The organism is Halostagnicola kamekurae (genome assembly GCF_900116205.1).
In the GTDB taxonomy this organism is placed as follows: domain Archaea; phylum Halobacteriota; class Halobacteria; order Halobacteriales; family Natrialbaceae; genus Halostagnicola; species Halostagnicola kamekurae.
Window position 1 is genome coordinate 1,202,669 of record NZ_FOZS01000001.1, and the last position, 23,196, is coordinate 1,225,864.

Annotated in this window: 25 protein-coding genes and 5 pseudogenes; 19 read left to right on the forward strand and 11 right to left on the reverse strand. The window is 53.6% G+C overall.

Features of this window, described 5'->3' with window-relative positions:
- Window positions 1–2: 2 nt before the first annotated feature.
- Window positions 3–686, forward strand: a pseudogene (locus BM348_RS06075) (IS6 family transposase).
- 46 nt (window positions 687–732) lie between these two features.
- Here BM348_RS06075 and BM348_RS06080 read toward each other — a convergent pair.
- Window positions 733–2,253 (reverse strand): flippase, encoded by a 1,521-nt coding sequence (locus BM348_RS06080; RefSeq protein ID WP_092902940.1) that lies wholly within the window; start codon window positions 2,251–2,253, stop codon window positions 733–735.
- A gap of 196 nt (window positions 2,254–2,449) precedes the next feature.
- Here BM348_RS06080 and BM348_RS06085 point away from each other — a divergent pair, with 196 nt between their 5' ends.
- Together BM348_RS06085 and BM348_RS06095 are read left to right on the forward strand one after the other, a co-directional pair.
- Window positions 2,450–2,878 (forward strand): hypothetical protein, encoded by a 429-nt coding sequence (locus BM348_RS06085; protein ID WP_092902942.1) that lies wholly within the window; start codon window positions 2,450–2,452, stop codon window positions 2,876–2,878.
- 407 nt (window positions 2,879–3,285) lie between these two features.
- On the forward strand, window positions 3,286–4,524 hold the full coding sequence (locus BM348_RS06095) for an oligosaccharide repeat unit polymerase (protein WP_092902946.1): 1,239 nt from the start codon (window positions 3,286–3,288) through the stop codon (window positions 4,522–4,524).
- A gap of 362 nt (window positions 4,525–4,886) precedes the next feature.
- Here BM348_RS06095 and BM348_RS20560 read toward each other — a convergent pair.
- Window positions 4,887–4,985, reverse strand: a pseudogene (locus BM348_RS20560) (IS5/IS1182 family transposase); the annotation flags it as partial.
- Between BM348_RS20560 and BM348_RS06105 the strand changes: the two are divergent.
- The 4 genes and pseudogenes from BM348_RS06105 to BM348_RS22370 form a co-directional block, all read left to right on the forward strand.
- Window positions 4,974–5,690: pseudogene (locus BM348_RS06105) on the forward strand (IS5 family transposase); the annotation flags it as partial. The pseudogenes BM348_RS20560 and BM348_RS06105 overlap by 12 nt on opposite strands.
- 122 nt (window positions 5,691–5,812) lie before the next feature.
- Window positions 5,813–6,280, forward strand: coding sequence for a dTDP-4-dehydrorhamnose 3,5-epimerase family protein (locus BM348_RS06110; protein ID WP_092903653.1), 468 nt, complete (start codon window positions 5,813–5,815; stop codon window positions 6,278–6,280).
- A gap of 2 nt (window positions 6,281–6,282) precedes the next feature.
- Window positions 6,283–7,356 carry a glucose-1-phosphate thymidylyltransferase gene (locus tag BM348_RS06115; protein ID WP_092902950.1) on the forward strand — a complete coding sequence of 358 codons (1,074 nt, stop codon included), beginning with the start codon at window positions 6,283–6,285 and terminating at the stop codon, window positions 7,354–7,356.
- A gap of 2 nt (window positions 7,357–7,358) precedes the next feature.
- Complete coding sequence (locus BM348_RS22370) at window positions 7,359–7,538, forward strand: hypothetical protein (protein WP_092902952.1); 180 nt, start codon at window positions 7,359–7,361, stop codon at window positions 7,536–7,538.
- Here BM348_RS22370 and rfbD read toward each other — a convergent pair.
- A complete protein-coding gene (gene rfbD, locus BM348_RS06125; protein WP_092902954.1) occupies window positions 7,535–8,425 on the reverse strand; it encodes a dTDP-4-dehydrorhamnose reductase in 891 nt (296 codons plus the stop codon). The two genes, BM348_RS22370 and rfbD, sit on opposite strands and share 4 nt — an antisense overlap.
- 52 nt (window positions 8,426–8,477) lie before the next feature.
- On the opposite strand from rfbD, the gene rfbB reads away from it, so the two are divergent.
- Window positions 8,478–9,404: a dTDP-glucose 4,6-dehydratase gene (gene rfbB, locus BM348_RS06130; RefSeq protein ID WP_092902956.1), complete on the forward strand. Its 927-nt coding sequence runs from the start codon at window positions 8,478–8,480 to the stop codon at window positions 9,402–9,404.
- Here rfbB and BM348_RS22375 read toward each other — a convergent pair.
- On the reverse strand, window positions 9,385–9,891 hold the full coding sequence (locus tag BM348_RS22375; RefSeq protein ID WP_092902958.1) for a transposase: 507 nt from the start codon (window positions 9,889–9,891) through the stop codon (window positions 9,385–9,387). The genes rfbB and BM348_RS22375 overlap by 20 nt on opposite strands.
- A 219-nt stretch (window positions 9,892–10,110) precedes the next feature.
- On the opposite strand from BM348_RS22375, the gene BM348_RS22380 reads away from it, so the two are divergent.
- Window positions 10,111–10,293 (forward strand): hypothetical protein, encoded by a 183-nt coding sequence (locus BM348_RS22380; RefSeq protein ID WP_092902960.1) that lies wholly within the window; start codon window positions 10,111–10,113, stop codon window positions 10,291–10,293.
- A gap of 445 nt (window positions 10,294–10,738) precedes the next feature.
- Here the strand turns inward: BM348_RS22380 and BM348_RS06145 are convergent, their stop codons facing one another.
- Together BM348_RS06145 and BM348_RS06150 are read right to left on the reverse strand one after the other, a co-directional pair.
- The gene (locus tag BM348_RS06145) at window positions 10,739–10,960 is read right to left on the reverse strand and encodes a hypothetical protein (protein WP_092902962.1); all 222 of its coding nucleotides are present in this window, start codon (window positions 10,958–10,960) and stop codon (window positions 10,739–10,741) included.
- A gap of 297 nt (window positions 10,961–11,257) precedes the next feature.
- Window positions 11,258–11,515, reverse strand: a complete 258-nt coding sequence (locus BM348_RS06150; protein ID WP_092902965.1) for a winged-helix domain-containing protein — start codon at window positions 11,513–11,515, stop codon at window positions 11,258–11,260.
- Between the two features lie 249 nt (window positions 11,516–11,764).
- Here BM348_RS06150 and BM348_RS06155 point away from each other — a divergent pair, with 249 nt between their 5' ends.
- From BM348_RS06155 to BM348_RS22390, 3 genes are all read left to right on the forward strand, one after another.
- Entirely contained in the window at window positions 11,765–12,082 is a 318-nt protein-coding gene (locus BM348_RS06155; protein WP_092902967.1) for a hypothetical protein, read from the forward strand.
- A complete protein-coding gene (locus BM348_RS22385; protein WP_394328085.1) occupies window positions 12,075–12,371 on the forward strand; it encodes a hypothetical protein in 297 nt (98 codons plus the stop codon). Before BM348_RS06155 ends, BM348_RS22385 begins: the two co-directional genes overlap by 8 nt.
- A 245-nt stretch (window positions 12,372–12,616) precedes the next feature.
- Window positions 12,617–13,015 (forward strand): hypothetical protein, encoded by a 399-nt coding sequence (locus BM348_RS22390; protein WP_394328086.1) that lies wholly within the window; start codon window positions 12,617–12,619, stop codon window positions 13,013–13,015.
- Window positions 13,016–14,211: 1,196 nt separating this feature from the next.
- Here BM348_RS22390 and BM348_RS21795 read toward each other — a convergent pair.
- The 3 genes and pseudogenes from BM348_RS21795 to BM348_RS06180 form a co-directional block, all read right to left on the reverse strand.
- Window positions 14,212–14,319: pseudogene (locus tag BM348_RS21795) on the reverse strand (RNA-guided endonuclease InsQ/TnpB family protein); the annotation flags it as partial.
- A 266-nt stretch (window positions 14,320–14,585) separates the two neighbouring features.
- Entirely contained in the window at window positions 14,586–16,295 is a 1,710-nt protein-coding gene (locus tag BM348_RS06175; RefSeq protein ID WP_092902969.1) for a hypothetical protein, read from the reverse strand.
- 69 nt (window positions 16,296–16,364) lie between these two features.
- On the reverse strand, window positions 16,365–16,697 hold the full coding sequence (locus BM348_RS06180) for a hypothetical protein (protein ID WP_092902971.1): 333 nt from the start codon (window positions 16,695–16,697) through the stop codon (window positions 16,365–16,367).
- A gap of 219 nt (window positions 16,698–16,916) precedes the next feature.
- Between BM348_RS06180 and mntA the strand changes: the two genes are divergently transcribed.
- The 5 genes and pseudogenes from mntA to BM348_RS06205 form a co-directional block, all read left to right on the forward strand.
- On the forward strand, window positions 16,917–17,354 hold the full coding sequence (mntA, locus tag BM348_RS06185) for a type VII toxin-antitoxin system MntA family adenylyltransferase antitoxin (protein WP_092902973.1): 438 nt from the start codon (window positions 16,917–16,919) through the stop codon (window positions 17,352–17,354).
- Window positions 17,351–17,776 carry a type VII toxin-antitoxin system HepT family RNase toxin gene (gene hepT / locus BM348_RS06190; RefSeq protein WP_092902975.1) on the forward strand — a complete coding sequence of 142 codons (426 nt, stop codon included), beginning with the start codon at window positions 17,351–17,353 and terminating at the stop codon, window positions 17,774–17,776. Before mntA ends, hepT (BM348_RS06190) begins: the two co-directional genes overlap by 4 nt.
- A 158-nt stretch (window positions 17,777–17,934) precedes the next feature.
- On the forward strand, window positions 17,935–18,099 hold the full coding sequence (locus tag BM348_RS21800) for a hypothetical protein (RefSeq protein WP_245779400.1): 165 nt from the start codon (window positions 17,935–17,937) through the stop codon (window positions 18,097–18,099).
- 237 nt (window positions 18,100–18,336) lie between these two features.
- Entirely contained in the window at window positions 18,337–18,801 is a 465-nt protein-coding gene (hepT, locus tag BM348_RS06200) for a type VII toxin-antitoxin system HepT family RNase toxin (RefSeq protein ID WP_245779401.1), read from the forward strand.
- A gap of 138 nt (window positions 18,802–18,939) precedes the next feature.
- Window positions 18,940–19,235 (forward strand): annotated as a pseudogene (locus BM348_RS06205) (ISH3 family transposase); the annotation flags it as partial.
- A gap of 227 nt (window positions 19,236–19,462) precedes the next feature.
- Here the strand turns inward: BM348_RS06205 and BM348_RS06210 are convergent.
- Window positions 19,463–20,170 carry a hypothetical protein gene (locus tag BM348_RS06210; RefSeq protein ID WP_092902977.1) on the reverse strand — a complete coding sequence of 236 codons (708 nt, stop codon included), beginning with the start codon at window positions 20,168–20,170 and terminating at the stop codon, window positions 19,463–19,465.
- 195 nt (window positions 20,171–20,365) lie between these two features.
- The gene (locus BM348_RS06215; RefSeq protein WP_092902979.1) at window positions 20,366–20,935 is read right to left on the reverse strand and encodes a helix-turn-helix transcriptional regulator; all 570 of its coding nucleotides are present in this window, start codon (window positions 20,933–20,935) and stop codon (window positions 20,366–20,368) included.
- Window positions 20,936–21,081: 146 nt separating this feature from the next.
- Between BM348_RS06215 and BM348_RS06220 the strand changes: the two genes are divergently transcribed.
- Window positions 21,082–21,750: a hypothetical protein gene (locus tag BM348_RS06220; RefSeq protein ID WP_092902981.1), complete on the forward strand. Its 669-nt coding sequence runs from the start codon at window positions 21,082–21,084 to the stop codon at window positions 21,748–21,750.
- A 577-nt stretch (window positions 21,751–22,327) separates the two neighbouring features.
- A complete protein-coding gene (locus tag BM348_RS06225; RefSeq protein ID WP_092902983.1) occupies window positions 22,328–23,182 on the forward strand; it encodes a DUF4330 family protein in 855 nt (284 codons plus the stop codon).
- Window positions 23,183–23,196 lie beyond the last annotated feature (14 nt).

The following is a 23,196-nucleotide window of genomic DNA, read 5'->3' on the forward strand; positions in this document are numbered from 1 at the left end:
CAATGCAACTCGCCAACCTGCTCAGAGAGGCCTTAGACGTGGATTGTGATGAGGTTTGGAGAATGAGCACACCCCGACACCCGTCAGGGCGTTCGGGGTGCAACTGCATTCGATGGGATTGTCGGTTCGAGAGGTCGTCTCAATCCTCGAATTACTGGGTATTGACCGATCTCACGGCGCAATCTGGAACTGAACGCACAAACTGTCGGAGGCCCAGAGCGACCCGCCGACGGCGCAGCCGTCACGGGTCGCGGTTGATGAGAAACAGATCGAGGTAGACGGCGAGAAAAAGTGGTTGTACGCCGCAATCGATACAGAATCGAAGTTACTGCTTGAAATCGGCGTGTTCAGCCGCCGCGGGACTGACCCGCGGCGGCATTTTTGCACCGTCTCACCGAGAAACACGAAATCGATGAGACAGAGTTTCTCGTCGATGCTGGCGGCTATCTGACTGCCCTCGCGCGCCACGAATTGAGCGGCAGCTCAACTACAGCGACCGAAACCACGTCGAAAAGTGGTTTCAGACCGTCTCAATGCGGATTGACCGCTTTCACCCCTTCTGGTGGAGCAGTCTAGCCTGCGCACGCAGCTGGCTCAAACGCTTCAGCTCTCAACTTCAGATTCAGAATCGTATGTCTCTCCCGAATGGAAGCGGGAGGAAACTGGTCGGGTCGCATCTCGATTGACCGATCTAGGATATATGGAATAGGTGCCACTACCAGCCATATATAATTATGATCCAAATGAAACTAATCTCTTAATAATACCCGTGTTTAGCCTCTTGTCAGCTCTTTCTGCCATTTTTAAATCATCTTTGGTAAACCCGTTTATTAAAACCAATATTAGAAAATAGCATAGCGTTATAGCTGACGGAACTATGACAAACAATAGAATATCATTGGTATTAAATGAACTCATATATGCGCCAACAAGAGTGGCAGGTACAATACCAACAGTGACCTTTACCCAATCAACAGAGTATGGGTGAATTCGATATAGTAGGTAGATTTCTATCATTCCTGCTGCCCCAGTTATTGATAGTCCGGTGGCAGTAGCCATACCTGCACCAAGAATACCAAATTTTGGAATGAAAACATAGTTAAGAATTCCGTTAATTACAATTAATATAATTGTGTTGAATAGAGTTAGGCGTGTATGGCCTAGGCCCTCAAGCATCATTCCCTCTAGGCCGAAAGAAACTGTGAATAAATATCCAATAAGAAGAGCGAGAAATGCGCCACTTGCTACAGCATACTCAGCAGAGAATAACGTAGATATATACAAGTCTGGTGCCACGGCTAGTGTTGCGATGATAGGAAGTGTGAACATTGTCACCCATCGGGTTGAATTCTTAAATACTACCGAAAGTTCAATCATGTCATTTTGTAAGCCTGCAACAGTCGGTTTGAACACTGGTGCTACTGATTTCAGGATAATTAATGTGTTTGCTGCTAAAGTAAAAACTACTTGATAATATGCGACTTCAGAGGAGGTCAGAAAATACCCGATAAAAAAATAATCCACATATCCAACAACGGCATAGATAACCCCAGCAAAGACTAGTGGAAAAGTATACGAAAGAATCGGCCGGATTTGTCCTCCTCTAAATGATCCTGACCCGAACCAATTGGAATCTCGGATAAACAGGAAACTCCCGAAGGTGATCGCAACGGCTAATCCCGCAATGTGACCAATGATTAAGCCATAAATCCCGGCACCTAATAAAAGGAGGAAAGTGGTTATTGAAAGCCGAGTAATGGGTTTTATAAAATCCTTAATATATGATCTATGTTTAAGTATCCTCATCCCTTTAAAGATTGATTCAAGGAATTTCAATAAAGTTGCTAACGGAATGACGATTGCAAGGAACGGTAGGACTGTAGAAAGCATTGGATCATCAAATATATGGCTGAACTGAAAGGAAGTAACAACAACTAAAATCGCGGTTGCCCCTGTAGTAGATAGTGTTAGTAAGATTCCTATCCTTAGAGTATTATCCGCTTTTTGTTCCTTCCCGTTTTGAAGATATTGGGGGAGAAAGTAATCAATTGCGCGATGTATACTCAAATCTGATATACCACGGAGTAACATAACAATAGAAAGTGCAAGTGTGAACGTGCCGTACACTCCTGGGGACACCAGACGTGTTACTACTGCAATATATAGAAAGCCAAGAGTCCGACCAACTATGCTACCAGCAAATGTTATTCCGCTTTCTTTTACGATCTTTGAAAAGCTATCTTCACTCGGCATTCTAAGTTAGCACTGTTATATCCATCTCCGAGTAATATTGTAAAATATTCTTCGGTGTCTGTACATCACTAACAGTTATATTAAAAATACCTGTATATAGGCACAGTTAGGTAAATTCACAAGGCGGATGCCTATTACTTTTCGGGGGTAGTACAGCAACCCTTGCGCATTTGCGGAGGCGATTATCAACCTCCTGATGTTGCTAGGGGCCCTCCCATCGATCGTACCACCCGGGCTGGTTGACTTCGACAGCCGGGCAATAATCTGGTCGCATGCTATCGAATTAATTCAATCAAAGCCACTATTCGAGTATGGGCCAGGCAATGCAACTGCGAAACTGCGGGAATCCTTTCCGTCAGGGTGGAGGAACGTCTCATTTGATAACTCTTTCTTCAGGGTTTTTGCGATGCTTGGCGTTGGCGGTGCTCTCGCGTATGTGGGGTTGTTTGTAGCAGCTTTGAGGTGGGCACAGTTGTTGCCAGTGATGCTTGGATTATTAAGTACCGTGATCATTCTACAACTCTTCCAAAATAATACGATCTTCGGCGTTGAAGGCCGGAGCATAGTCACTGCGATTCTCGCCGGCTACGCCTTCACTGCAAACTCGGAAAAATCAGCTACTTGAACGTCCCGCTGAGTTGGAGCCAATCGTCCGCCCATCCCTGCGGAAGTCTACGGTATAACTCCTCGTTTTCCGTGTCATGAATAGCCACCCCCGCTTGGTACGCAAGCTCGCTTTGGCCGTTCCACTGGCCTGTTGACGAGGGATCGCCCGCGTTCACCCCCTCGCTGTTAATAACCGTTCGCGACTCAGAGTCGCCAAGGAAACTATCGAGCGCGCCTTCGCGGGCGGTCGGCCACTCAACAACCACGTCCTCTGCCCCCTCCCCGACCGTGATATATGGCGCGTCAGACTGAACGGTAAGAGCAAAGCCCTCGCGGGTTTGAGTCTCGACCAGGCGTGTTCTTTTGTTGTGTTCATGGACGGAATGAATTCGTAACAAATATGAGATCTCACGTCAAAAATTGAATGTGGACCCGGACACCGCATTCATTGACCTATTACTACTGGTTACGCTAGTCGCGTATGCGGTCGTCTTTTCCCATTCGGTTATCCGTGATAATATACTGAATCCAGCAAACGTGCTTGCGGGGGCGATGATTGCGCCATTGGTGACCGCGGTTGGAACATCTGCCGGGGTGAGACCTGAGACGGAGGTGATATGGTTGCTTTTTACATTCCTGTTTCTCCTTGGGTACACTCTCACGAAGCACACCAGCAACGTCATCAAGTTCCACGGTGAAAATACTCACCGTGCGTGGTTCGACCCGCGAATAATCGCCGTATTTTTGTCGCTCGGACTCCTCGGATTCGTGCTTGGCGCAATCAATACATACGAGATCGCTCAATCCGGCCCTAGAGGAGTCCTCTATAATATCCGGGCTGGCCGGACGAAGCAGCACGTGGACCTAGGGACGGCGAGCTATCTACTACCGTTCTTGCATGTTGGTGTCCTGATGATGATTGTGCGCGGGTTTAGAGCTCGCCAGTACGCTGTCTTTGCCGGATTCTGGCTAATGAGCGTTGGATTCACGCTTGCACGGACGAAGTTGTTGCTTTGTTTGCTCGCTCTTACAACTGCAATTTATTACCGGAAGACAATCCTCGACGGTTATCGGGTTGGTGTGAAACCAGTCGTCTCTCTCGTCGCGATCTTCGGCGGGGGTTTCGTATTAATGGGGTCAGTGCTGAACAAATTAGATGGTGGGCCTCTCTCAGGGATACTGTTCTATTTCACCATCCCAATAACGACGTTTGATAAGTCTATTCGACCACTTGGACGGTGCACGGATTCTGTGTTCGACGCAACAGCTCTTTATCCGTTTAATAGAATCCTGCAAAAGCTCGGATTGTCGAACACGCTTGAATACCAATGTGGCGTCCCGAAGGGGGTTGCGAAAAGTATGCTAGCAATCCCGTATCTTGATTTTGGCCCGCTCGGACTGGTTGTGGTCCCTGTTGTGATCGGGCTCGTGTATGGGCTTGTCTTCGCACAGGTGAAGCGGGGGAATCCGTATATGATTGCGTTCTATAGTCTGTTTGTGTTCCCGCTCGCAATTTCGTTCTATGGGTATGACTTTAATCGCGTGATCTGGCCGTATTACCTATTAATATTTGCTGGAGTATATGTTATCGGGGGACCACTTCAGGCAATCCGTAATCAGGTGGTTGATAGCGAAGTTGAGAACGAGGAGAAGAGCGTGGAGTAGCATGGTTGTGGCTGTGACTGGCATTGATTGTTTTCGGCCTGCATAGCGAGAAAACGGCTTCGTAAACGCTGGTCACTAAAGACCAGTCCAAGAGCCCTCGCCATCGGTAGTGATGTACCATCCCGCCGAGTTCGACCCGCTCCCGTCATCAGGATATACAGCCTCCTCGATACTCTCTAATAGCGTTGGCTGGGCATCGCGAAGGCCGTGGAACCGTTGCACGTGGTCGTTCTGTACCGTCGAGTTAGTGGCGGCGTCGCAGAAGACACCGCCCCACACTTCAATCGGGTCGCCATCTCGGGCCGTCACTTCTGAAGCGTCGGACTGAACGGCTCTTGTGAATCGCCATATAGCGGTTGATTTCATGGTGTCTCAGCTCGCTTGATGTTGTGAACGACATATTTTAGGACGATTTCTCGGAACTCACGAAACCACGCTCGCGTACGCACGGCATCGCCGAGTGGGCCATGCTCACACTCCAAGCTCTCCGAATCGAGTTCGGAAAGTCCTACCGCCAGACGACCGATCTCCTGAGCGAAATGCCCGGCATCCTCGACGATCTCGGTTTGACGCGGCTGCCTCACTTCACCGTGCTTCGTGACTGGTTCGAGATCATCTCGATGAAGACCTATCGTGCATTTCTCGGCGAATCTGCCGAGAAACGCACTGGCCACGCTGCAATCGACTCGACTGGATTCGACCGCGACGAGTACTCACGTCATTATGCCCAGCGAGCACACTACCGCGTTCGTTCAAAGTCACGGCTCGCGTGGACGTGAAGACGTTGTACCTCTTCGACGTCCACTGTACAACTACGAAGAAACACGACGCGAAGATCGGCCCGCAGGTCCTCGGCGTTGCGCCGAGCGACCTGCGGTCCCTGGCTCCTGATCGAGGCTACGATGGGAAACCGTTCCATGACGATCTTCGCGTCCATCGCATCCGTCACCTGACTAAGCATCGTATCTACTCATCACTGGACCGTGCTCACAACGCTCGAATGAGTAGCCACTGGTACAACCGTCGCTGGATGGTTGAAACCGTCTCTCGTTGATCAAGCGCACGCACGGCGGAGCCGAGCATGCGCGAAGTTGGCACCTCGAATTCCGAGAGATGATCTCAAATGTGCCGTCTACAATCTTCGTCGAACGGTAAGATATTCGTAGAATCGACCGCAGTCTATCAATTTCTGATTATCGGTCGAATGAGTGAAAACGCCGGAATCCAGCTCCGTCTAGCGGTCCTACGAAGCAAATACTTTTTAACTACTTCGGAGTATCTGTTATTCATGGCGTCGATTCAAGGTGTTAAATCCCGAAACCTACAGGTGAATGCAGACGAACGCGGTCATCTCGTCGAAATTTTCCGTGAGGACTGGGGAAAATACGATCCGAAGCCGGCGATGTCCTACTACTCTCTGTCCTATCCTGGCGTAATCCGGGCGTGGCATCGGCATACGCGCGGTCAGATAGACCACTTCGTTTGTCCGATGGGGCGTATTAAAGTCGGAATCTACGACGACCGGGAGGACTCACCCACGCAGGGAGAAGTCAATAAATTCGTCATCGGCGAGCATAACCAGAAGGTTGTCCGGATTCCGGGTGACTGCTGGCACGGGTTCAAAGTCGTCGGAAACGAGCAGGCAATCCTCATTAATTTCCCGACGAACCTCTACGACTACGAGGATCCCGACGAGGAGCGCCTTCCACCGGACACGGACAAAATCCCTATAAATTGGGACGAACAGCCTCACTAACAATGAAAGGCGTTCTTCTCTCAGGAGGTACTGGATCACGACTACGCCCGATCACACATACCGGCCCAAAGCAGCTCGTTCCAGTTGCAAATAAACCTGTTCTAGAGTATGCGATCGAGGATCTCAAAGAAGCAGGAATTACCGAAATTGGCGTCGTACTCGGTAACAAAGGACGAGACGAGATACAGGAACTCCTCGGTGATGGCTCCGAATACGGTGTTGACATCACGTACATCATTCAAGGAAACCCACTCGGACTTGCACACGCGGCAGGGTGCGCCAGAGAATTCGTGGGCGAAGACGACTTCGTGATGTACCTCGGGGACAACATCCTCAAGTCCGGTATCACTGAGCTCGTCGAGAGCTTCGAGGCCGGTAACTACGGTGCGGGGATCGCATTGCAAGAAGTAGGGAACCCCCAGGCGTTCGGCATCGCCGACGTCGATGAACAAGGAAGCGTCACCGAACTCATTGAGAAGCCCGATAACCCGCCGACGAATCTTGCGCTCATCGGGATGTACGTATTCTCGCCTGCTGTCTTCGACGCTATCGAAGACTTAGAACCGTCGTGGCGTGGTGAACTCGAAATCACTGACGCCATCCAATCCCTCCTAGGTGCTGGCTCCGAAATCGACTCCCATATCGTTACGGGCTGGTGGAAAGACACCGGAAAACCTGAGGACCTTCTGGAAGCGAACCGTCTCGTCCTCGAAGATCTCGAATTGAATACAGCAGGCGTCGTCGAGGACGGTGCGGAGACCGACGGCCGCATCGAACTTGCAGACTCTTCGGTCATCGAAGGAGGTGCTGTCGTTCGTGGTCCGGTGTCCATCGCGGAGCACACCACGATCAAGAGCGGAACATATGTCGGCCCGTACACGTCGATTGGTGCGAACTCCACGCTGGAGGATGTTCACATCGAGAACAGCGTTGTCATCGGCGATTCTGAAATTACCGCCAACGTTCGTATTGTCGATAGTCTACTCGGGCGCAACGCCAATATCGAGAGCGCGGATGGTCTCCTTCCAGAAGGGCACCGCCTCGTCGTCGGTGAGAATTCCCAAGTTAAACTCTAACAATGCGCATCATCACGATTACCTGTCCGGCCTGTGGCACCGTCGTTGCAGCGAACGAACTTGAAGATGACCGTGTAATGAAGTGTCCAGGACTCGGTTGTCAGGAAGTTCTTCGATTCGAGGATCTTCCTGAGGATGAACGCGAATACTTCCTCAGAAACAGAGAACGCTACCAGATCTAATGTAACAAATCCCGGACAGTTTCGATATTCTCGCGTAACGTCGGTTGTGGACGGTCAAGCTCTGACTCCACATTTCCGACATCGAGACAACTGTACGTAGGTCGTGTCGCGGTTCGTTCGACATCGTCTATCGACCCCTCACTGATCAATTCCTCGCTATTACTGACGAGATTGGCAATCACCTCCCCGAACTTGTAGGGGGTAACACAAGACGAACATACGATATGGAAGAGACCAGTGGCGTCCTCCTCGATCAGATCAAGCAGCGTTTCGGCTGCCTGGCCGGCACGCGTCGGCGTCACCCACTGATCCGTAAACAATGGAATATCCTCGCCCGACCGGAGTCGTTCACGAACCCATACCGGAAACCCCGTGAGATTCCCACTACTTCGATGAATGCCCCAAACGAATGAGAGTCGGGCCACGAGCGCGTCCGTCGTTTCCTCGGTAACTGCTTGTTCCCCCGCTAACTTCGACTCGCCGTACACCTGTACCGGATTCGTCTCCGCCAACTCACTGTACGGTTCACTTCTCGTCCCATCGAAGACGTAGTCCGTTGAGATGTGTACGATTTCAACACCGTGTGCATTGCAGTGAGCGGCTAGCCCACACGGTGCGTCGCCGTTGAGTATATGGGCTTGTTCCGGGTTTATTTCACAGCCATCGACATCCGTCATCGCGGCACAGTTGACGACCACGTCTGGATCATGTTCGGTGAGGATGTCGTCAAACGAGTCGTATTCTCGGAGATCGAACTGCGTGAGTGGAATGTCGAACGCCGGTCGCGTTGAGTGGTAGGTTCCACGGACGTTCCACCCGCGTTGCTGACCTTCACGTACGACGTTACTGCCAAGGAGACCGTTCGAACCGACGACGAGGAGTTGCATACTGTAGTGTTCCGACAGTAATGTAAATAGGTACTTCGAATATGGTTATAACATGCGAATTCTCGTCACTGGCGGTGCTGGGTTCATCGGGTCAAACTTCGTCCATTATCTTCTCAACCAACACGAGGATGACGAAGTGATCACACTAGACGCGTTGACGTACGCGGGCTCGAAGGACAACCTTGCTAGTGTTCTCGACGACTCACGCCACAAGTTCGTCGAAGGTGACATCTGTGACCGCGATCTCGTCACGGAGCTTGTTTCTGACGTCGATGCAATCGTCAACTTCGCGGCGGAGTCACACGTAGACCGGTCAATCGAAGGCGCGAAACCCTTCGTCACGACGAACGTCCAGGGAACCCAGACCCTCCTCGATGCCGCCAACGAAGCAGATATCCAGCGCTTCCTCCAGATCTCAACTGACGAGGTGTACGGGCAAATTCTTGACGGGAAGTTCTCCGAGGACGACCCACTCAATCCCCGAAATCCTTACTCAGCAACGAAAGCGGGTGCGGACCTCCTAGCACAGAGCTTCCAGACGACACACGACCTCCCTGTCATCATCACACGGACGTGCAACAACTTCGGTCCCCGTCAGCATCCCGAGAAACTTATCCCGAAATTCATCCAGAACGCCGCCACCGGTGAGAACCTTCCCGTATACGGCGACGGATCGAACGTCCGTGAATGGATCTACGTCGAGGATAACTGCCGAGCACTCGATCTGGTCCTCAGGAAGGGTAAAGTTGGAGAGATCTATAATATCGGGAGTCATGCGGAAAAGACGAATCTCAAAGTCACCGAGGCGATTCTGGACACCGTCGGCGCGGACGATGATTTGATTGAATTCGTGAACGACCGCGCCGGCCATGACCAACGCTATGCACTTGAAACTAAGAAGATCGAAACACTCGGCTGGGAACCGGAATACTCGTTCGAAGAGGGCCTCGAACGAACCGTCAATTACTATTTGGATTGAGATTCCTACCAGGGAGAAACCAATCCCGCCGTCCGAGTTGTATACAATAGTGGAAAACATTCCGCTCGTCTCCGTTAAACACGCTGAGGGTGTTATAGAACTCTTCTCGCACCGTGATGATCGTACTTCCCGGATTGTCTCCTCGTTCGTAGTTGGTGATAGCGACGACGAGGCGAAGGCAAAGAGCGAGGAACACCTGCGCTCGTGCGTGGACGCGGCCTCGAGCGTGCGTTCTCCCGAGGCCGCAGTCCTTGACTGATTCGTTGGTTCGTTCGACTCCTGTGCGGTGATTATACGTCTCATCCAGCGTCGATTGCTTCAGCTGCCGTCCTCGCTGTGTTCGGTGGTACGGTCTTCGAACCTGTACTCGATGTCTTTCGAGTCGTCGGTGTTTCGCGCGTTGTACGGAGCGACTCGCACGACCACTGCGGTCAACAGGTGGTCGTGCGAGTCGAGCGCGTCGTAGGCGCTGCCACCAACCATCCAGATTGGCTTTGCGACGGCGAGCGTGTCACGTGTGACGCGCATCGCCGTCTCCTTTGGCGCTTGCTTACTCTCGGAGAACTCCGCTGTGATCGGGATCTTTTGCCCGGTCGAGACGATAATGCAGCGTAGCCGTAGTAGTACTCGTCGTTGGTTGGATCATAACACTTCGATGCATCTAGATCAGCGGGCATCGCCCTCACATCGGTTGAATCAATGCAGTATGTCAAGTCGAGCAGGCCGCCCGCCGTACCTGCTCGACGAACCGGTCGAAGACTTCGTCGACGACGTGTTCGAGGTCAGTGATAAAGCGATCGATCGCGTCTCTCGACGGCGGTCGATCGAACCTCCAGCTCAGCCAAACGACCGTGTTCTGAAGCTCTCGTTCAACGAGACGATCCCGTAGATGTCGTGGTAGTAGCAATGAAGGTACCCAGGCATCAACTCTGATGGTTCGTGGTCTCGTGTTCGCCCCGGCCCAGACAGGGTGAACACGTCGAACTTTTCGAGAAACTCGAAGAAAAGGTACTCAAACAACGCTAAGCGTTTCTGTCTCCGCGACACTGAAGAACGACTCTACCGAGGGGTCATCTTACAGGGTCGCTGAACACATACCACCTCAGCGTTCACCCTGCTCTTTGGTGTGCTGCTCGTTCTATGACACCCTCTCTAATGTAGTCAAAAATCTTGACTGCATGTATGTTTGCTCGAACCCCTACTCGAGCAGATTCCCACCAACCCGACAGCCACAGGGACTGGCGGTGTGTTCGGTTGGCCCGCGACTAGTGACCATCACGACGGGCTCACCGCAGTAGGGACACGGTGGGAACGGGCATTCAGATTCACTGTCATCACTCATCACCGACCACCCGAGTTTCCGTAGGCGTCACCAGTAGCGGAATCCCTTGAACCTCGAGCCGAACCGCAACTTCACTACTAGCAGACTCGAGCAGCCGCTCGAGCGCTTCGGGATCGAATTCAGTCCCGAGCTGATAGGCGTCTCGAGCAAGGCCGTGTTCCTCGAGCGTGTCCACGATCTCCATGACGAGCGGTTCAGCCGCTGCACTGGTCATAGAGAGTCACCTCTCTCCACCGAAAAGCAAACACGATTCGTTCGAATTCGATTCATCTGTCGGACGGGATGTTTAAGCCCGCGGAGAAGATATCCAATCATGGCAACCAATCCATTTCCGGGTTGGAAGCCACGTCTCGGGTGCGCACACACCCGGGGCATTTCAACGGAAACGCCCACCTCTGCTATTCTGGCTTCCGTTCGGGCCAACGTGCTGTAGTGTCATATAATTACTGTTTCGGCGTGAAAATTATCTCTCGAGCAGAGACACTCGAGACTGGCCCACCGACAACAGAAGCTAATCCTGTGACTCGAGTTCCGAAACGTCGAGATCGCCCGCTAGGTAGTCCGCTCCGCTCGAGCTGATCGCATAGTAGCCGCCCTCGTCGACTTTCTCGATCAGGCCGTGTTCCTCGAGGATTCCCAACCGCTGGCGAACCGTCGAGTAGCCGATCTCGTGACCGTGGCGGTTGAGGTTTCGATAAAGTGGCTTCGCTGGAAGCTCGAGGTCGTGTTCCGCGAGGAACTCGAGGATGAGCCCGTCTTTCAACGACATCCACTCTGGCCGGGGGCGCATTCGAAGCAGTTGTCCCACCGACGCGCATTAACTTGGTTTGGTTTTGTGATATCATAGTCCATATTGTATCCAAAAATAGCGTAAATCCGCTAGTCTATAAGTGGATGGAATCTGTTGGGTAACTGTACGGAAGCTACTATTCGAACCCATCGCTCACCAGTTCGGAATAGCGGACCGGTGTTGCCGCACCGGTCCGCGAAAAGCTCCCGTAACCACACTACGGAAGCCATGTCAAACGACGATCCACGGGGTAATGAAAGCCCCGACCGGCAGGACGCATCGACCCACGCGACGCGATTGTTTCGCGAGCGCCTCGAGACCGTCGACCACCTCGCGACGATCCTCCTCCGCGAGACCACGCGCTCACAGGCCCTCGAGCATCTCGAGCCGGCCGAACGACGAACAGTCCGCAGGCGGCTCCGCGAGATCCGCGCGGAGACCAACCGAACCCTGCTGCTGGTCGCTGGCCCCGAGGCGACGATCCCGAGCCCCGAGAACGACCCAGAGCCCGACGCCGACGACGCGGAAGGTGAGCCCGATGAGTGACGACCGCGTGGCCGCCCTCACGGAGCGCGTCGACACCCTCGCGTCGGCGCTTGAGGCCGCCACCGATCGGGTCGACGATCTCGAGCGCGAACGCGACCGACTGACGGAGCGAGTCCAGTCCCTCGAAGGCCGACTCGAGACCTGCGAAGGCCGACTCGAGGAGTGTGATGATCGACTCGAGGACTACGATGATCGGCTCGAGAGCTACGACAACCGCCTCGAGACCTGCGCGGACCACCACGAGGCCTGCGCCCCGCACACTACGAGAGTGCCGTCGACGCAGCGCTGAACAAGGCCGGGGCCAACAAAGAACGCATCGCAGAGCTCCAGGCCCGCGAACTCGAGAAGGGCGCACACCTCCGGGCCGAGACCGTCGACGTCCACGAACTCGAGGTCCCCGGCGACCGACTCGAGCGGGTCACCAAAGACGACGACGCGGCCTACTATCGCCTCCCCGAGCACGCCGACCCGCTCGCGGACGGCCACGTCTCGCTGGCCTACGCCGACCTGCTCCCGATCCAGCAACTCGCCAGGATGGACGAAGACATGCGTCGGTCGACGACGAGTTCGCTCCCCTCGAGACTCGCCGCGAAGCTCTGGCGGGCGCGCACCGACGACGCCGTCGGCGACGACCCTTGGGAGCGCGGCTGTAAGTCCGTCGCCGAGTACATCACGGCCAGCGATCTCAGACACTGGATCCGAAGACGGGAGCCCGGCACGAGCGAGGCCTACGCGAAGAAACTCGTCTCCCGGACGATCGACGCGATACTCGAGCTCTCGAAACACCGCCTCGCAGTGCACAGGAAAACCGAGCGAAAGAACGGCCTCGAGTACACCGAACGGCGGCTGGTGCTCCCCGCCGACGCCGACGTTCCCGGTGAGACTCGAGACGACGAGACGACCCCACCGGGGACACCCGGCGTCCACGGCTAGGCCTGTCCACGCCGAGACCGAACCCCTCGAGAGAGACCCAGATCTCAGGTCCCAATCCAGAACGCGGCTGCGGGCGGGTGTTCGCGTGGGTTCGCTAGTCGTGGGTCCGTTCCTCGAGCGGTCGTCGGCGGTTAGACTGAGAGACGCACTCGAGTGCTGTCTCCGTGGACAACAGCTGTCCACTGATGCTTTCGCTCGAGATGAGCCGGTGGACGTTGAGTCAGGGACCAGTACAACGAACGGTTTGCACACTACAGGTGTGCACAAATCGATTCGTTGTTCCGCTGAATAAGGTCTGCGCTGAACCCAGAACGATTCACGACGCTCGATGGTGATTGTGGGAGAACTCGAGACAGTCCTCATCTCTGCCGCCGTATGACTGGCTGTCAAACGGGCTGTAGGATTCAAAGAGTGAGGTTCAGGAGGTCATATGAAACGCAAACTCCTGAGACGAACAGAGGTTGCCGGGCGCGTGTGGCCGGCGCGCAACGAGGGGAACCTGCGTCGAGTGGTGGCAATCACCCCACTAGGAGAACCCATACTCTTAAAGATCAACTTCTAGCTCAGGATCTTTCTGAACAATCTTGGAGTTAGCTTTTGGACCAGTATTTCACAGCAAAAGAGATGATCCCGAGAATACCAGCGAGGGTGCAGCCGGCGTAGACGGGGATGAATTTTACCCCATCCACCAAAAGCGGGTTCCGGGCGAGTGGAAAGAGTGAATGGGCGTCAGTATACAGTATCGAGTCGAGAATTATGTGTGAGTAAACGCCAAGTACACTTCCAGCGAAAATCGTACGATGGGAAACGCTATCAGTCAGTCACCCCCACTCAAGCCACCAGTTGATCGAGTCAGGTAGTGAGGGGACAACAGCAGTAAGTAGGATCACGATGAGGGTTTCGCCAGTAAATGTTGTGGTTAGGATCCCGTGTTGCAGAACGTTCATCGCCGCATTCGCATCCCGGTCTGCTTCAAACCCACACGACGCGCACTCTTTTCTCGTATCTTCTGGTTCGACTTTCCCGACATGAGGTCCGTACAACGCTCTTGTGTAGCGCGTTGTTGATGCGGAGCAGTCCTGCGATTCTGCGGCGAGTACAATAGATCGAGAGCTTACATCTCGTGGCTCTGCCGGACAGATTTTGACTCGAGCCGACGACGGGAAGCTGTATCAACAGTCTCCGCCACAAGAGCGTCCGTACAATTCACCTTTATACTCGAAGAGAGTGAGGAACTGTCGCCACGTCGCGTACTGCTTGTTACGAGCGTTGTGTGACTGCTCCAACATCCCCTTCACGTCTAATTGATGGTTTGGTGCGGCGATTCATCCCTCCCTACTCGCTCGCGTTACTCAATCCTTGAGGAAAGGGCATCCTCGCCTCAATTCTGGTAATCCACACAGGGACTTGCTCGTCGTTTTCGTCGAAGATACAAGAACCTCGTATGGAACACCGAGCACTGGCTTCGTGGACGGGTTGCATTGTTTCAATTCTGTAGTGGGTTTTTCCCTTCTGCGACACTAGCAGCGGCAACTACAGGTCAGTATGGGGTATGGAGGATCTGGCGGAACTATTCTGGTGACACCCTATTCAGATCAGTATCCTTCTCTATATCGAGTTTCCCATCATAGTATAGATATAATGACGCGAAAGTCTCCGGGCTTGCCCGGCGTAGCTTGAAGTCGTCGAATCTCTGTTCGGAAACAAGGCCGTAGCGTGGGTCTGTCTCATACAGGTCATATATCCCAGATGTCCTTACGCCATGGTACATCTCCCGGATCGCAGTCTTTGCTGTCTCCGGAAGGTATCCCATCCCGCTTGCCAGCGATGACAGAATGATTGATGCAAATGATGGTTCGTTTGCGAGTGACGAGGCAGAATTGAAGTCTGGATAGTCTTTCCCGAGTATGTCTGCGCTCAGTCTGGAGACATATCTCTTGTGAATACGCTTGTCAATCAATTCGCTCAACTCTACATCTTTTAGGAGGTCAAGATACTCGCGGTCCCACAGTGGGAACCAGCGATCAAAACCGAGATAGTCGTACTCGTGATCGAATACCAGATATTTCGCCGTCCTCTCTTGTGAGTACCATGCCGAGAGTGCTTCTGCCACAACCTCGCCCGGCTCTTCGCGTGTATCCTTGTAGGCGGCTGTTGGGATAGCATCGATGATTCGATTTTCGAGGTGGTCCGTCATGCTCTCGCTGATAGCGTTGTCACTCCACATTCCGTAATGTGACTCCCAAATTTCTGTTTGGAATTGCGATTTGGACATCGTGCCTGAATTTGTGAGATGCGGGGGGAAAGAAGGGCCGCCGTGCGGGATCGGCAAGTGACCACGAACGTCCACCGCATCGTCTGGCACGATGGAATGCGACTGTAATATCTGAAGGACAACCGTCTCATGAATATTAGGAATACTTGATAAATAATCCACCTCCGTGCAAAATTCCTCCCACTCATCCGATGTGGCAAAGTCTCGGAAGTCGTTGTGAGTTGGCGATATCGTGATATGGTCGTAGTTGAGTTTGTCTACGATCTCCTGAGCTATTTGGACGTCGGTTGGCGACCCTGACGGCAGGTCATGGGTATAAAGGATAACATTATCATATTCGAGCCTCGAGAGCATCAGCGCAATCAAGCGCGAGTCGTAACCGCCAGAGAGCGAGACAAGTGCCGTTCGGCCATCAAGGGCCCGTACGAACCGTCGGAAGGCCGAAATCAGGACACCATCAATTTCCTCGAATGTTGGATTCCGACCCCCATCTCCAAGAGTCAGCGTATGGTATTTCTCTTGGCGGTTGATAGTCGGCGTGCCAGTGTTATCGAAGACGACCCATTCACCCGCCCTTAGTTGATTAACACCTGTACTTAGTGTATCTTGGCCAGTTACATATCCTGTGAAAAGATACTCTGTCACTGCAGTCGCGTCATATCCGCATGACAGTTGTGTATGAATCCACTGCGCTGAATCGCTGAGGTAGACTTTGCCATCGTGGAGAGCATAAAACAGTGGAGTACTGGAGAGGTGATCGACTGCTGCGATGATCTCCCCTTCCATCTCATGGACGAACGCGAAATGACCATTGAGCTGGTCGAGCACGGAGCGTAGGTCAGCGGTTGATGTGGTGTCTGAGAGTAATTTTGCTATCTCCTCTGAGGACTTGTATTGCCCATCGTAAAACGCAGATCCACGAACATATGTCGCCTTTATGGAGTCCCATGTATCATCATGAACGAACTTGACCGCTGTAACCTGACTGTTGTCTGTGAAAGTCATATCTGCATGTATCGTTTCCGTAATGTAAAACCAGTTGGTGTAATATATGGTAGGTCAGCAGTGAGCGATTCACGACGTGTTGTCTTTGACGATCGTGTTAGTTTCAGTCCCAGTCGCGTTGACACCACTGGTATTCTCGAAGTGGTTGTTTTTGATTTTGGAGCCGTTCGGGGCCTCTACGGTGAGTCCGCTTCCCACATTTGAGCCGATAAAAGTGACACGACAATCGGACACATCGCCACCATAGGCCGATGTCGAGATCGAAATCAGGTCAGCGCCGCCCGCGTCCCCCTCATGCCGTCCGACGATCTCGCTAATTCGGTAGCCGTGAACGCTGTTATCGGACGGGATTGACAGGATCTGGTCGCCGTTCGAGATCTCATACAGCAGGTCATCTCTCACGTACGACTATCACGAGGGGACCGGTTTCTTCTCGACCGTTCAGTCGAGATACGTGCCCTGTATCTCGCACGCGGCGCTGAACAGTAACCGTTTCTGACAGAGCCGCCAACGGTCAGGACGCAAACCTACTGAGTAGGTATTTCGCTTGGAATTGCTCGAAACCAACACCGTGAGAAGGGGTCTATGACACCCTCGGTCCCAACGTATACCTACCCGAAAATGAACTCGACGCCCGCTTCGAGTCGTCCAGTGAGAGGGTGTCAAGCAGGTTGTCGAGGGTATCCAGTCGAATTTGCTGTTCTCTTCGGATCCTCTGCAAGAGGGATAGAGACACCGGAAAGTGATATCGACGTTGCAGTGGCTTTCGATGGTGATCGATCTCCACAGGAACGACTCGAGTTGCGAATCGACCTCGTCGTCGAATTAACCAAAGCACTCGAAATGGATGCGGTGGACGTCGCAGATTTCGAGTCGATTCGACCCGATATTGGACTCTCTGCGCTTCAGACCGGAACCGTCCTCGTCGGTGAGAAAGACCAGATTGAACAGCTCTTCGACGAACTCGAGCAGGAAGTGACCACTGATGAGGAAACACACGAAGATCGAATGCGACGGTTCGACTCGATACTCGAGCAACTCGAGGCAAACGTAGCGTGACGGTCTCAGACGAAGACGAGGCGCGTATTTTACAGAAAACAGAGTACGTTCAAGAGTCGATGACAGTCTTAGCAAGAAAGCAATCTCTCGACGAAAGGACGTATCGACACAGTCGAGAACAGCGAGCGATCGTCGAACGAGAGTTCCAGACGGCAATCGAAGCGTGCCTCGATATCGCAGCTATTCTGATTACGTCCATCGACGAACCCATGGCCGAGACAAACGCGGGACGATTCAGCCAACTCGAAGCAAGCGGCATGTTGTCACAGCGAACCAGTGAGCAAATGCAGAAAGCAGCTGGGTTTCGAAATATTCTCGCACACAACTACGGTGAGGATATCGATGACGCCGTCTATACCACCACCTCCAGAACGAACTCAAGTGGTTCGTACAATATCTCCGTGAAGTCCGAGAGTATCTAGAAAATGGACGGTAAATGCCGGTCTGGATCAGGTGGGTAGTACCTATTGCAATTCCAACTTTCGGAGAACCACCAGACCAAATTGAGAGGTGCAGTCGAAGCTGTCGCTCCTCGAGCGGCGGCTGATACTATAAGTTAATCCACCGTGTATCTGAAACTATGCGAGACGACGCTCGCGTCTCAACTGCGACATTTCCTGATAGCATCGACCTCGAAGGAATGCGGTCGGTGCTCGCGGAGACCGATGTTCGATACGCCGTGGCGTTCGGTTCATATACAACCGGATCGGAAACTGCGTCGTCGGATTTCGACGTGTGCGTGTGATTCGCCGACGAGTGCTCGAGACGCGAGCGATTTCGACAGCGGAATCGAATCGATAGTACGCTCCAGTCGTACGCCGAGCCGTTCGTGGATGTCAGTGATCCCGAGACGATCCCGGACACTGTTGCACTGAATGCACTCCGGGAAGGGGTCCTCCTGTACGGCGACGGTGCAATGAAAGGTGGATGAACGACGACTCGAACGCCAAGTCGATGCTGAGAGCGAGCAACGCGATCGACAGTGCCGCGAATTCATCGATCGACTTGCCGAGGGCAACGTCTGCTGGTCGACGAAAACGTCGTCGTCGATCGACTCGAGTTGATCAACCAGTACACGAACGAATGCAAGGAGATGCGAGATGTATCCAAATCTGCGTATCTCGACGATATCGTGCTCCAGTGTGCTGTTGAGCGGTCACTTATGAACGCGATGCAGTCCTGTATCGATCTGGCGAGCCACATCCGACCGACAGAGGACCTCGGCACTACCGAGACCTCTCGCGAAGAAACCGAAGCGCTGGTCGACGTCGAGATCATTTCCACTGAAACCGGCTCGAAGCTCGCGGAGGCAGTCGGATTTCGAACCCATCTCGCGCCCCGATACGGTGATGTCGATCACGATCTGGTGTACGATGTCGTGCAGGACGATCTCGAGTGGATCGATCGATTTCAGCAGGAAATCGCAGTGTGGTTTCGAAATCGATGATCCGACGTCGATGTCTCCGGGGAGACTCAAGACAACGAGATACCTCCAGTGGAGACACCCGGCGTCCACAGTCAGGCTTGTCCTCGTTGAGTCCCGCTCCCTCGAGAGAGGCCCAGATTTCAGGCCGTGAACTACAATACGAAATGCTTCGGTATCGAGGCGACGTACCGGCTCTCCGAGCAAAGCATTGCAACGACAACAATGCAAATCCGGTGGTTCGGCTGTTGTACGTCGTTGTGAGTTTGCTGGTACAGAACGCTCGGCGGTATCTGCAGTGGGAATACGTGGCGACGCCCCGCCGTGGTGGGCGTCACCTCTGGTCGTGGTCGTTCAAGGAGTTCATCAAGATGCTGTGCCAGGCAGCATGGACTGCCCTCGCGGTACGTCGGGCCGTCCCTGCAAATCGGCCACCGGACGATCGGTTCCACCGCTAATGACCGATTGGGCCATCCTTCCTGCGAGTGGCAACGCTGTCGCGGCGGCGGCTGACCGCCGCCGACAGCGACGGCTCTGTCCGATCTTTGGTCAGAACTACCGTCAATCACTACCGGTCAGGATGAAACTGTGGCTTCAGTCCAAGTGGCATAGACGCTTTGTGAGGTACTGAGAGTTCCTAGTGGGATAAGAAAACGAACGGATATCAGGGGGGATTGGCTTTGCCTTACTCTTCGTTAGAGAACCCCTCCTTGATGGTCTCCGACGACACCTCTTGAGAGTTCATCTCATCCTCTGAGACAAACGTGATGTCCTCTCCGTTTTCAAGTACGGTCATGTTCTCTGTGGAGATCTGTGTACTACTAAGCTCTCCAGAGGACACGAACGTGGCCGACTCCCCGCTTTCCGTTTCTGTCGTGTTTTCTGCGAAGTACTGCGTCTTGTTGAACTCTCCGGAGGAGATGAACTCTGACGGTCCGTCAGAGATCACCAAGTCGCCTGATGACGGTTTTGCCGTTCGCACGTCGTCAGCTGTTTTGACGTTCTGGAGTTGTTCGACAGTGACTACCGACTGCGAGTCCATCTCAATGACAGCCATGACTCGTGGTGCTGCAGTCTCTTGTGGTGCGACATACACCTGAAGTTCATCTCCAAGTGCCTCAACTTGGAAGTGAACCGAAGCGCTGTCCTCAAAGTAGCTGGTCACGTTCTCATTCGCCCATGCGAGTTGCTGAGCATCCTTCACTTCTTGTTCGCTCAGTCTGTCATGGGGGTCGATAACTTCACTTGTGTGATTTTCAGGCAATACCTCGTCCACGGACGAAGGATTGGCATCCATCATCTGCGGACCTGGGGAAACCGACGCAGCGACGACACCGCTTGCACCGAAAGCAAGTAGTCCCGCCACCACGAGCGTGAGTATGTTATTTCGCATGGTTTTGATTTGTGCGTGGCGAACCGAGACGGGAGGGCCGATATCTACTGGTCAGGAGGACCCACGGCCATGGCGCCCCGATTCGCCTTGCTCACACCTTGTCTGAAAGACCATATATTCATTAATTGTAATAGGTTCGAAAGTAGTTTGCAACGGGTTTGAAAGCCATTTCCGCCAGTTTCTGGGTAGAGTTAGTCACTGCAAATGAATCGTATTCCCCATGCCGCTCCGCTTTCGCTCTACGAGCTCCCGGTGTTCTAGTTTGTCAAGAGTGCGACTGACAGTTGCCTTCGAGAGATCAGTCTCCTCTACGAGGTTCCGTTGTGCCAACTCCCCGTCAGCCTCGATCAGTAATTCGTAGATGATCTCTTGATTATTTGAAAGTGTTTCGAGTGTCTTTTCCCACCGCTCTTCGTCTGCTGGTGGATTAACCGTATGGTTGGATTGCTCTGTTGGGGCTGCGACGCCGCTAGTTATCTCGACGGGTGAGTGTGTTTGATCCTGATTCTGCTGGGTAAGCACGTGTGCTTGGTTATGAATGATAAGATACGTGCCACTGCTACCACAGGCGAAAGCGGCGGTCGCGATGACGGCCACTTCACGGTAGGTGAAGTACTCGCCGACAGTCGTCGTCTGTGTACCATCTCCTCCAAGTGAGACCATGACCGGAGATGGAGTGATCAGTTGAATGGCTAAAACAAGGATGGCAGCAAGAAACAAAACCGCTGCCAGCAGATGGGTATGTTGGAGGGCTCGGAAATTCATAGGGAAATCATGCGCCACCGGGATTTTATGTCCATCGATCTACACGGCCGTATTTGGCCTTAAAACTGCCGTGAAACGCGTTTCCAACTAGTTTCAAACGCGTTCCACCCCAGTGTTGATGAGATGTTTCACCTAAATAGTACACCATGAATGAAGTCATCCGCTCGCGCATGCTCGTTCTGGTCGGGCTTGCCGTGATTGGTGTCGGATTAGCAGGGATCGGGACCACACTCGGTATGACCGGACCACTCTCGAGCACTGGCACGCCTGCTGAATTTGTCGTATCCGATGACAACATCACATTCACATCAGATGACATACAAGAAACCGTCGTGGATGACCTCTCGAACGTGAGTAAGATAACGGTCGAAGAGACTGATTCCGGCCAGTACACAATCCAAACGAAAGAAGATCAACCGCTGGATGAAAAAGAGCGCAAGCGGGCACGGACGATTGCGATGACCAATGAAACAGTGAACGAAGCACTCGAGGAAATGGATCGGTATGAACTCTCAGTCGAGCCAGTTCAGAAACTGAACCTTTCTGCTTCCAGTGTCCAGTCTTACGATACCGTCATTGGAGTCAACGAGACAAAGGATACCACCGCAAGCAGTAATATGACTATTGTGAACACCACCGACGACCACAGCGACGAGTCAGTAATCATTGGTCGTAGCCCCAGCTACGTTGAGGATCGTGCTGTCGTGCGCATTCGACACCCTGGAGAAGATTCGCCACACGATCTGAAATACACTGTCGATATCGACCTCGCGGATAGGACGGTCACAGATATCACGGATTGGAATGATGTTTGATGGGAATCGACATCAGTTAATGTAATTCGTGAACCGAATACAAACGAGACTGTTAGTCGGCCTTAATATCTGATATTCACTGGGCCATCGCCCCGTTTTGGTCTGTATTGGGCTTACGCGATTCACGCCCCCCTTCTCAGGCCTCGGTCCGATAGAGTGGTGACGATCCGACGTTCTGTCAGTGAGTTTTCTCGCCGGCACTGCCAAATCGAGAAAAACCGGAGGAGGAAGGCAGTGTATTTTCGATGGGTGCGTTGAATCAGGTGAAGCACCTCGGGGCTTGTCCCCCGAGGCTTCACTTCTTGGTGAGTTCCGCGGCGAATGCCATCGCCAGTTTTCAGATACCCGCGATCGCGAGAACGCCGGTTGTGAAGGGAACCGTCGACGGCGAAGTCGATGTACTGCCGCTCGAGCCCATCCGTAGGCGTTTGCTAATTATAGTGGTCGATCTCGTTTCACGCCCTATGTGCCCGCTCACCCGCTCCAGCGGAGACGATCTCCAGTCTCAAAACGAACGATTCGCGCGGTCCAGTCGGTCGGCGAGACGGCCTCGAACGAACGGTCGCTCGAGTAACAGATGCCACTGATCGACGACGACGGCGATCTCTTCGGCGTCGTCAACGTCGTCGACGCGCTCGTCGCTCTCGTGTTGCTCGCCGTGCTCGTCGCGGGGGTCGCGCTCGTCGTAAATGGCAGCGGATCGGCAAATGTATCGGCGGATCTCGACGAACCGGAAACGAGATACGCGACCGTCGAACTCGGTGACCAACCGGACTACGTCGTCGAGCACCTCAGCGAGGGCGATACCGCCCTCGCCCGGGGCTGGGACTCCGAGGGGGCAGCGGCGAACGTGACGGTGACGGACGTCTCCGTTATCCCCCCAACCGGAGACCAAACGAACGCCTCGGCGGACGTGACGGTTCGCGTCGTACTCGAGGGGGTGGCCCCCGAAGATGACGGCGAACGAACTGCGTTTCTTGTCGACGGTACCCCGCTCACGCTCGGGAGCGAACTCCGACTCGATCTGGGCACGTACGCCACGAGCGGGACGGTAACTGCCCTCGACTCGGACGAAGACGCGCTCGCGCCCGAAGAAACCACGACCGACGCCGAAGTCGAACTCCGAAACGTTACTCCCGCGGTTGCAGACGGACTCGAGGAGGGGATGTCCGAAACCGTTCGCGGCGAGACGGTCGCGACGCTCCAGTCGGTCGAGAGCGAACCGGCGACCGTCGTCCTCGAGAGCGACGGCGGCAATATTTACGAGCGAGAGCATCCCCGAAATATGGACGTGACGCTGACGGTCGAATTGGCGACGACGGAAACCGAGACCGGGACGAGCTTTCGGGGGAGACAACTCGCGATCGGAACGCCCATCGTCCTCGATTTCGACACGGTGACCGTCGACGGCGAGATAACCGCCCTCAAGTGAGTACGCGCGGCTGA

Bases quoted from the DNA above. Each gene is read 5' to 3' on its own strand.
- mntA (WP_092902973.1), top strand. From the start codon at position 16,917: ATGAACTCGACGCCCGCTTCGAGTCGTCCAGTGAGAGGGTGTCAAGCA.
- BM348_RS06210 (WP_092902977.1), bottom strand. From the start codon at position 20,170: ATGCGAAATAACATACTCACGCTCGTGGTGGCGGGACTACTTGCTTTC.
- BM348_RS06145 (WP_092902962.1), bottom strand. From the start codon at position 10,960: ATGACCAGTGCAGCGGCTGAACCGCTCGTCATGGAGATCGTGGACACG.
- BM348_RS06110 (WP_092903653.1), top strand. From the start codon at position 5,813: ATGGCGTCGATTCAAGGTGTTAAATCCCGAAACCTACAGGTGAATGCA.
- BM348_RS06220 (WP_092902981.1), top strand. From the start codon at position 21,082: ATGAATGAAGTCATCCGCTCGCGCATGCTCGTTCTGGTCGGGCTTGCC.
- BM348_RS21800 (WP_245779400.1), top strand. From the start codon at position 17,935: ATGCGAGACGACGCTCGCGTCTCAACTGCGACATTTCCTGATAGCATC.
- BM348_RS06085 (WP_092902942.1), top strand. From the start codon at position 2,450: ATGTTGCTAGGGGCCCTCCCATCGATCGTACCACCCGGGCTGGTTGAC.
- BM348_RS22370 (WP_092902952.1), top strand. From the start codon at position 7,359: ATGCGCATCATCACGATTACCTGTCCGGCCTGTGGCACCGTCGTTGCA.
- rfbD (WP_092902954.1), bottom strand. From the start codon at position 8,425: ATGCAACTCCTCGTCGTCGGTTCGAACGGTCTCCTTGGCAGTAACGTC.
- BM348_RS22385 (WP_394328085.1), top strand. From the start codon at position 12,075: ATGAGTGACGACCGCGTGGCCGCCCTCACGGAGCGCGTCGACACCCTC.
- BM348_RS22380 (WP_092902960.1), top strand. From the start codon at position 10,111: ATGTCAAGTCGAGCAGGCCGCCCGCCGTACCTGCTCGACGAACCGGTC.
- BM348_RS06080 (WP_092902940.1), bottom strand. From the start codon at position 2,253: ATGCCGAGTGAAGATAGCTTTTCAAAGATCGTAAAAGAAAGCGGAATA.
- BM348_RS22390 (WP_394328086.1), top strand. From the start codon at position 12,617: ATGGACGAAGACATGCGTCGGTCGACGACGAGTTCGCTCCCCTCGAGA.
- BM348_RS06225 (WP_092902983.1), top strand. From the start codon at position 22,328: ATGCCACTGATCGACGACGACGGCGATCTCTTCGGCGTCGTCAACGTC.
- BM348_RS06150 (WP_092902965.1), bottom strand. From the start codon at position 11,515: ATGTCGTTGAAAGACGGGCTCATCCTCGAGTTCCTCGCGGAACACGAC.
- BM348_RS06175 (WP_092902969.1), bottom strand. From the start codon at position 16,295: ATGACTTTCACAGACAACAGTCAGGTTACAGCGGTCAAGTTCGTTCAT.
- BM348_RS06115 (WP_092902950.1), top strand. From the start codon at position 6,283: ATGAAAGGCGTTCTTCTCTCAGGAGGTACTGGATCACGACTACGCCCG.
- rfbB (WP_092902956.1), top strand. From the start codon at position 8,478: ATGCGAATTCTCGTCACTGGCGGTGCTGGGTTCATCGGGTCAAACTTC.
- BM348_RS06215 (WP_092902979.1), bottom strand. From the start codon at position 20,935: ATGAATTTCCGAGCCCTCCAACATACCCATCTGCTGGCAGCGGTTTTG.
- BM348_RS06155 (WP_092902967.1), top strand. From the start codon at position 11,765: ATGTCAAACGACGATCCACGGGGTAATGAAAGCCCCGACCGGCAGGAC.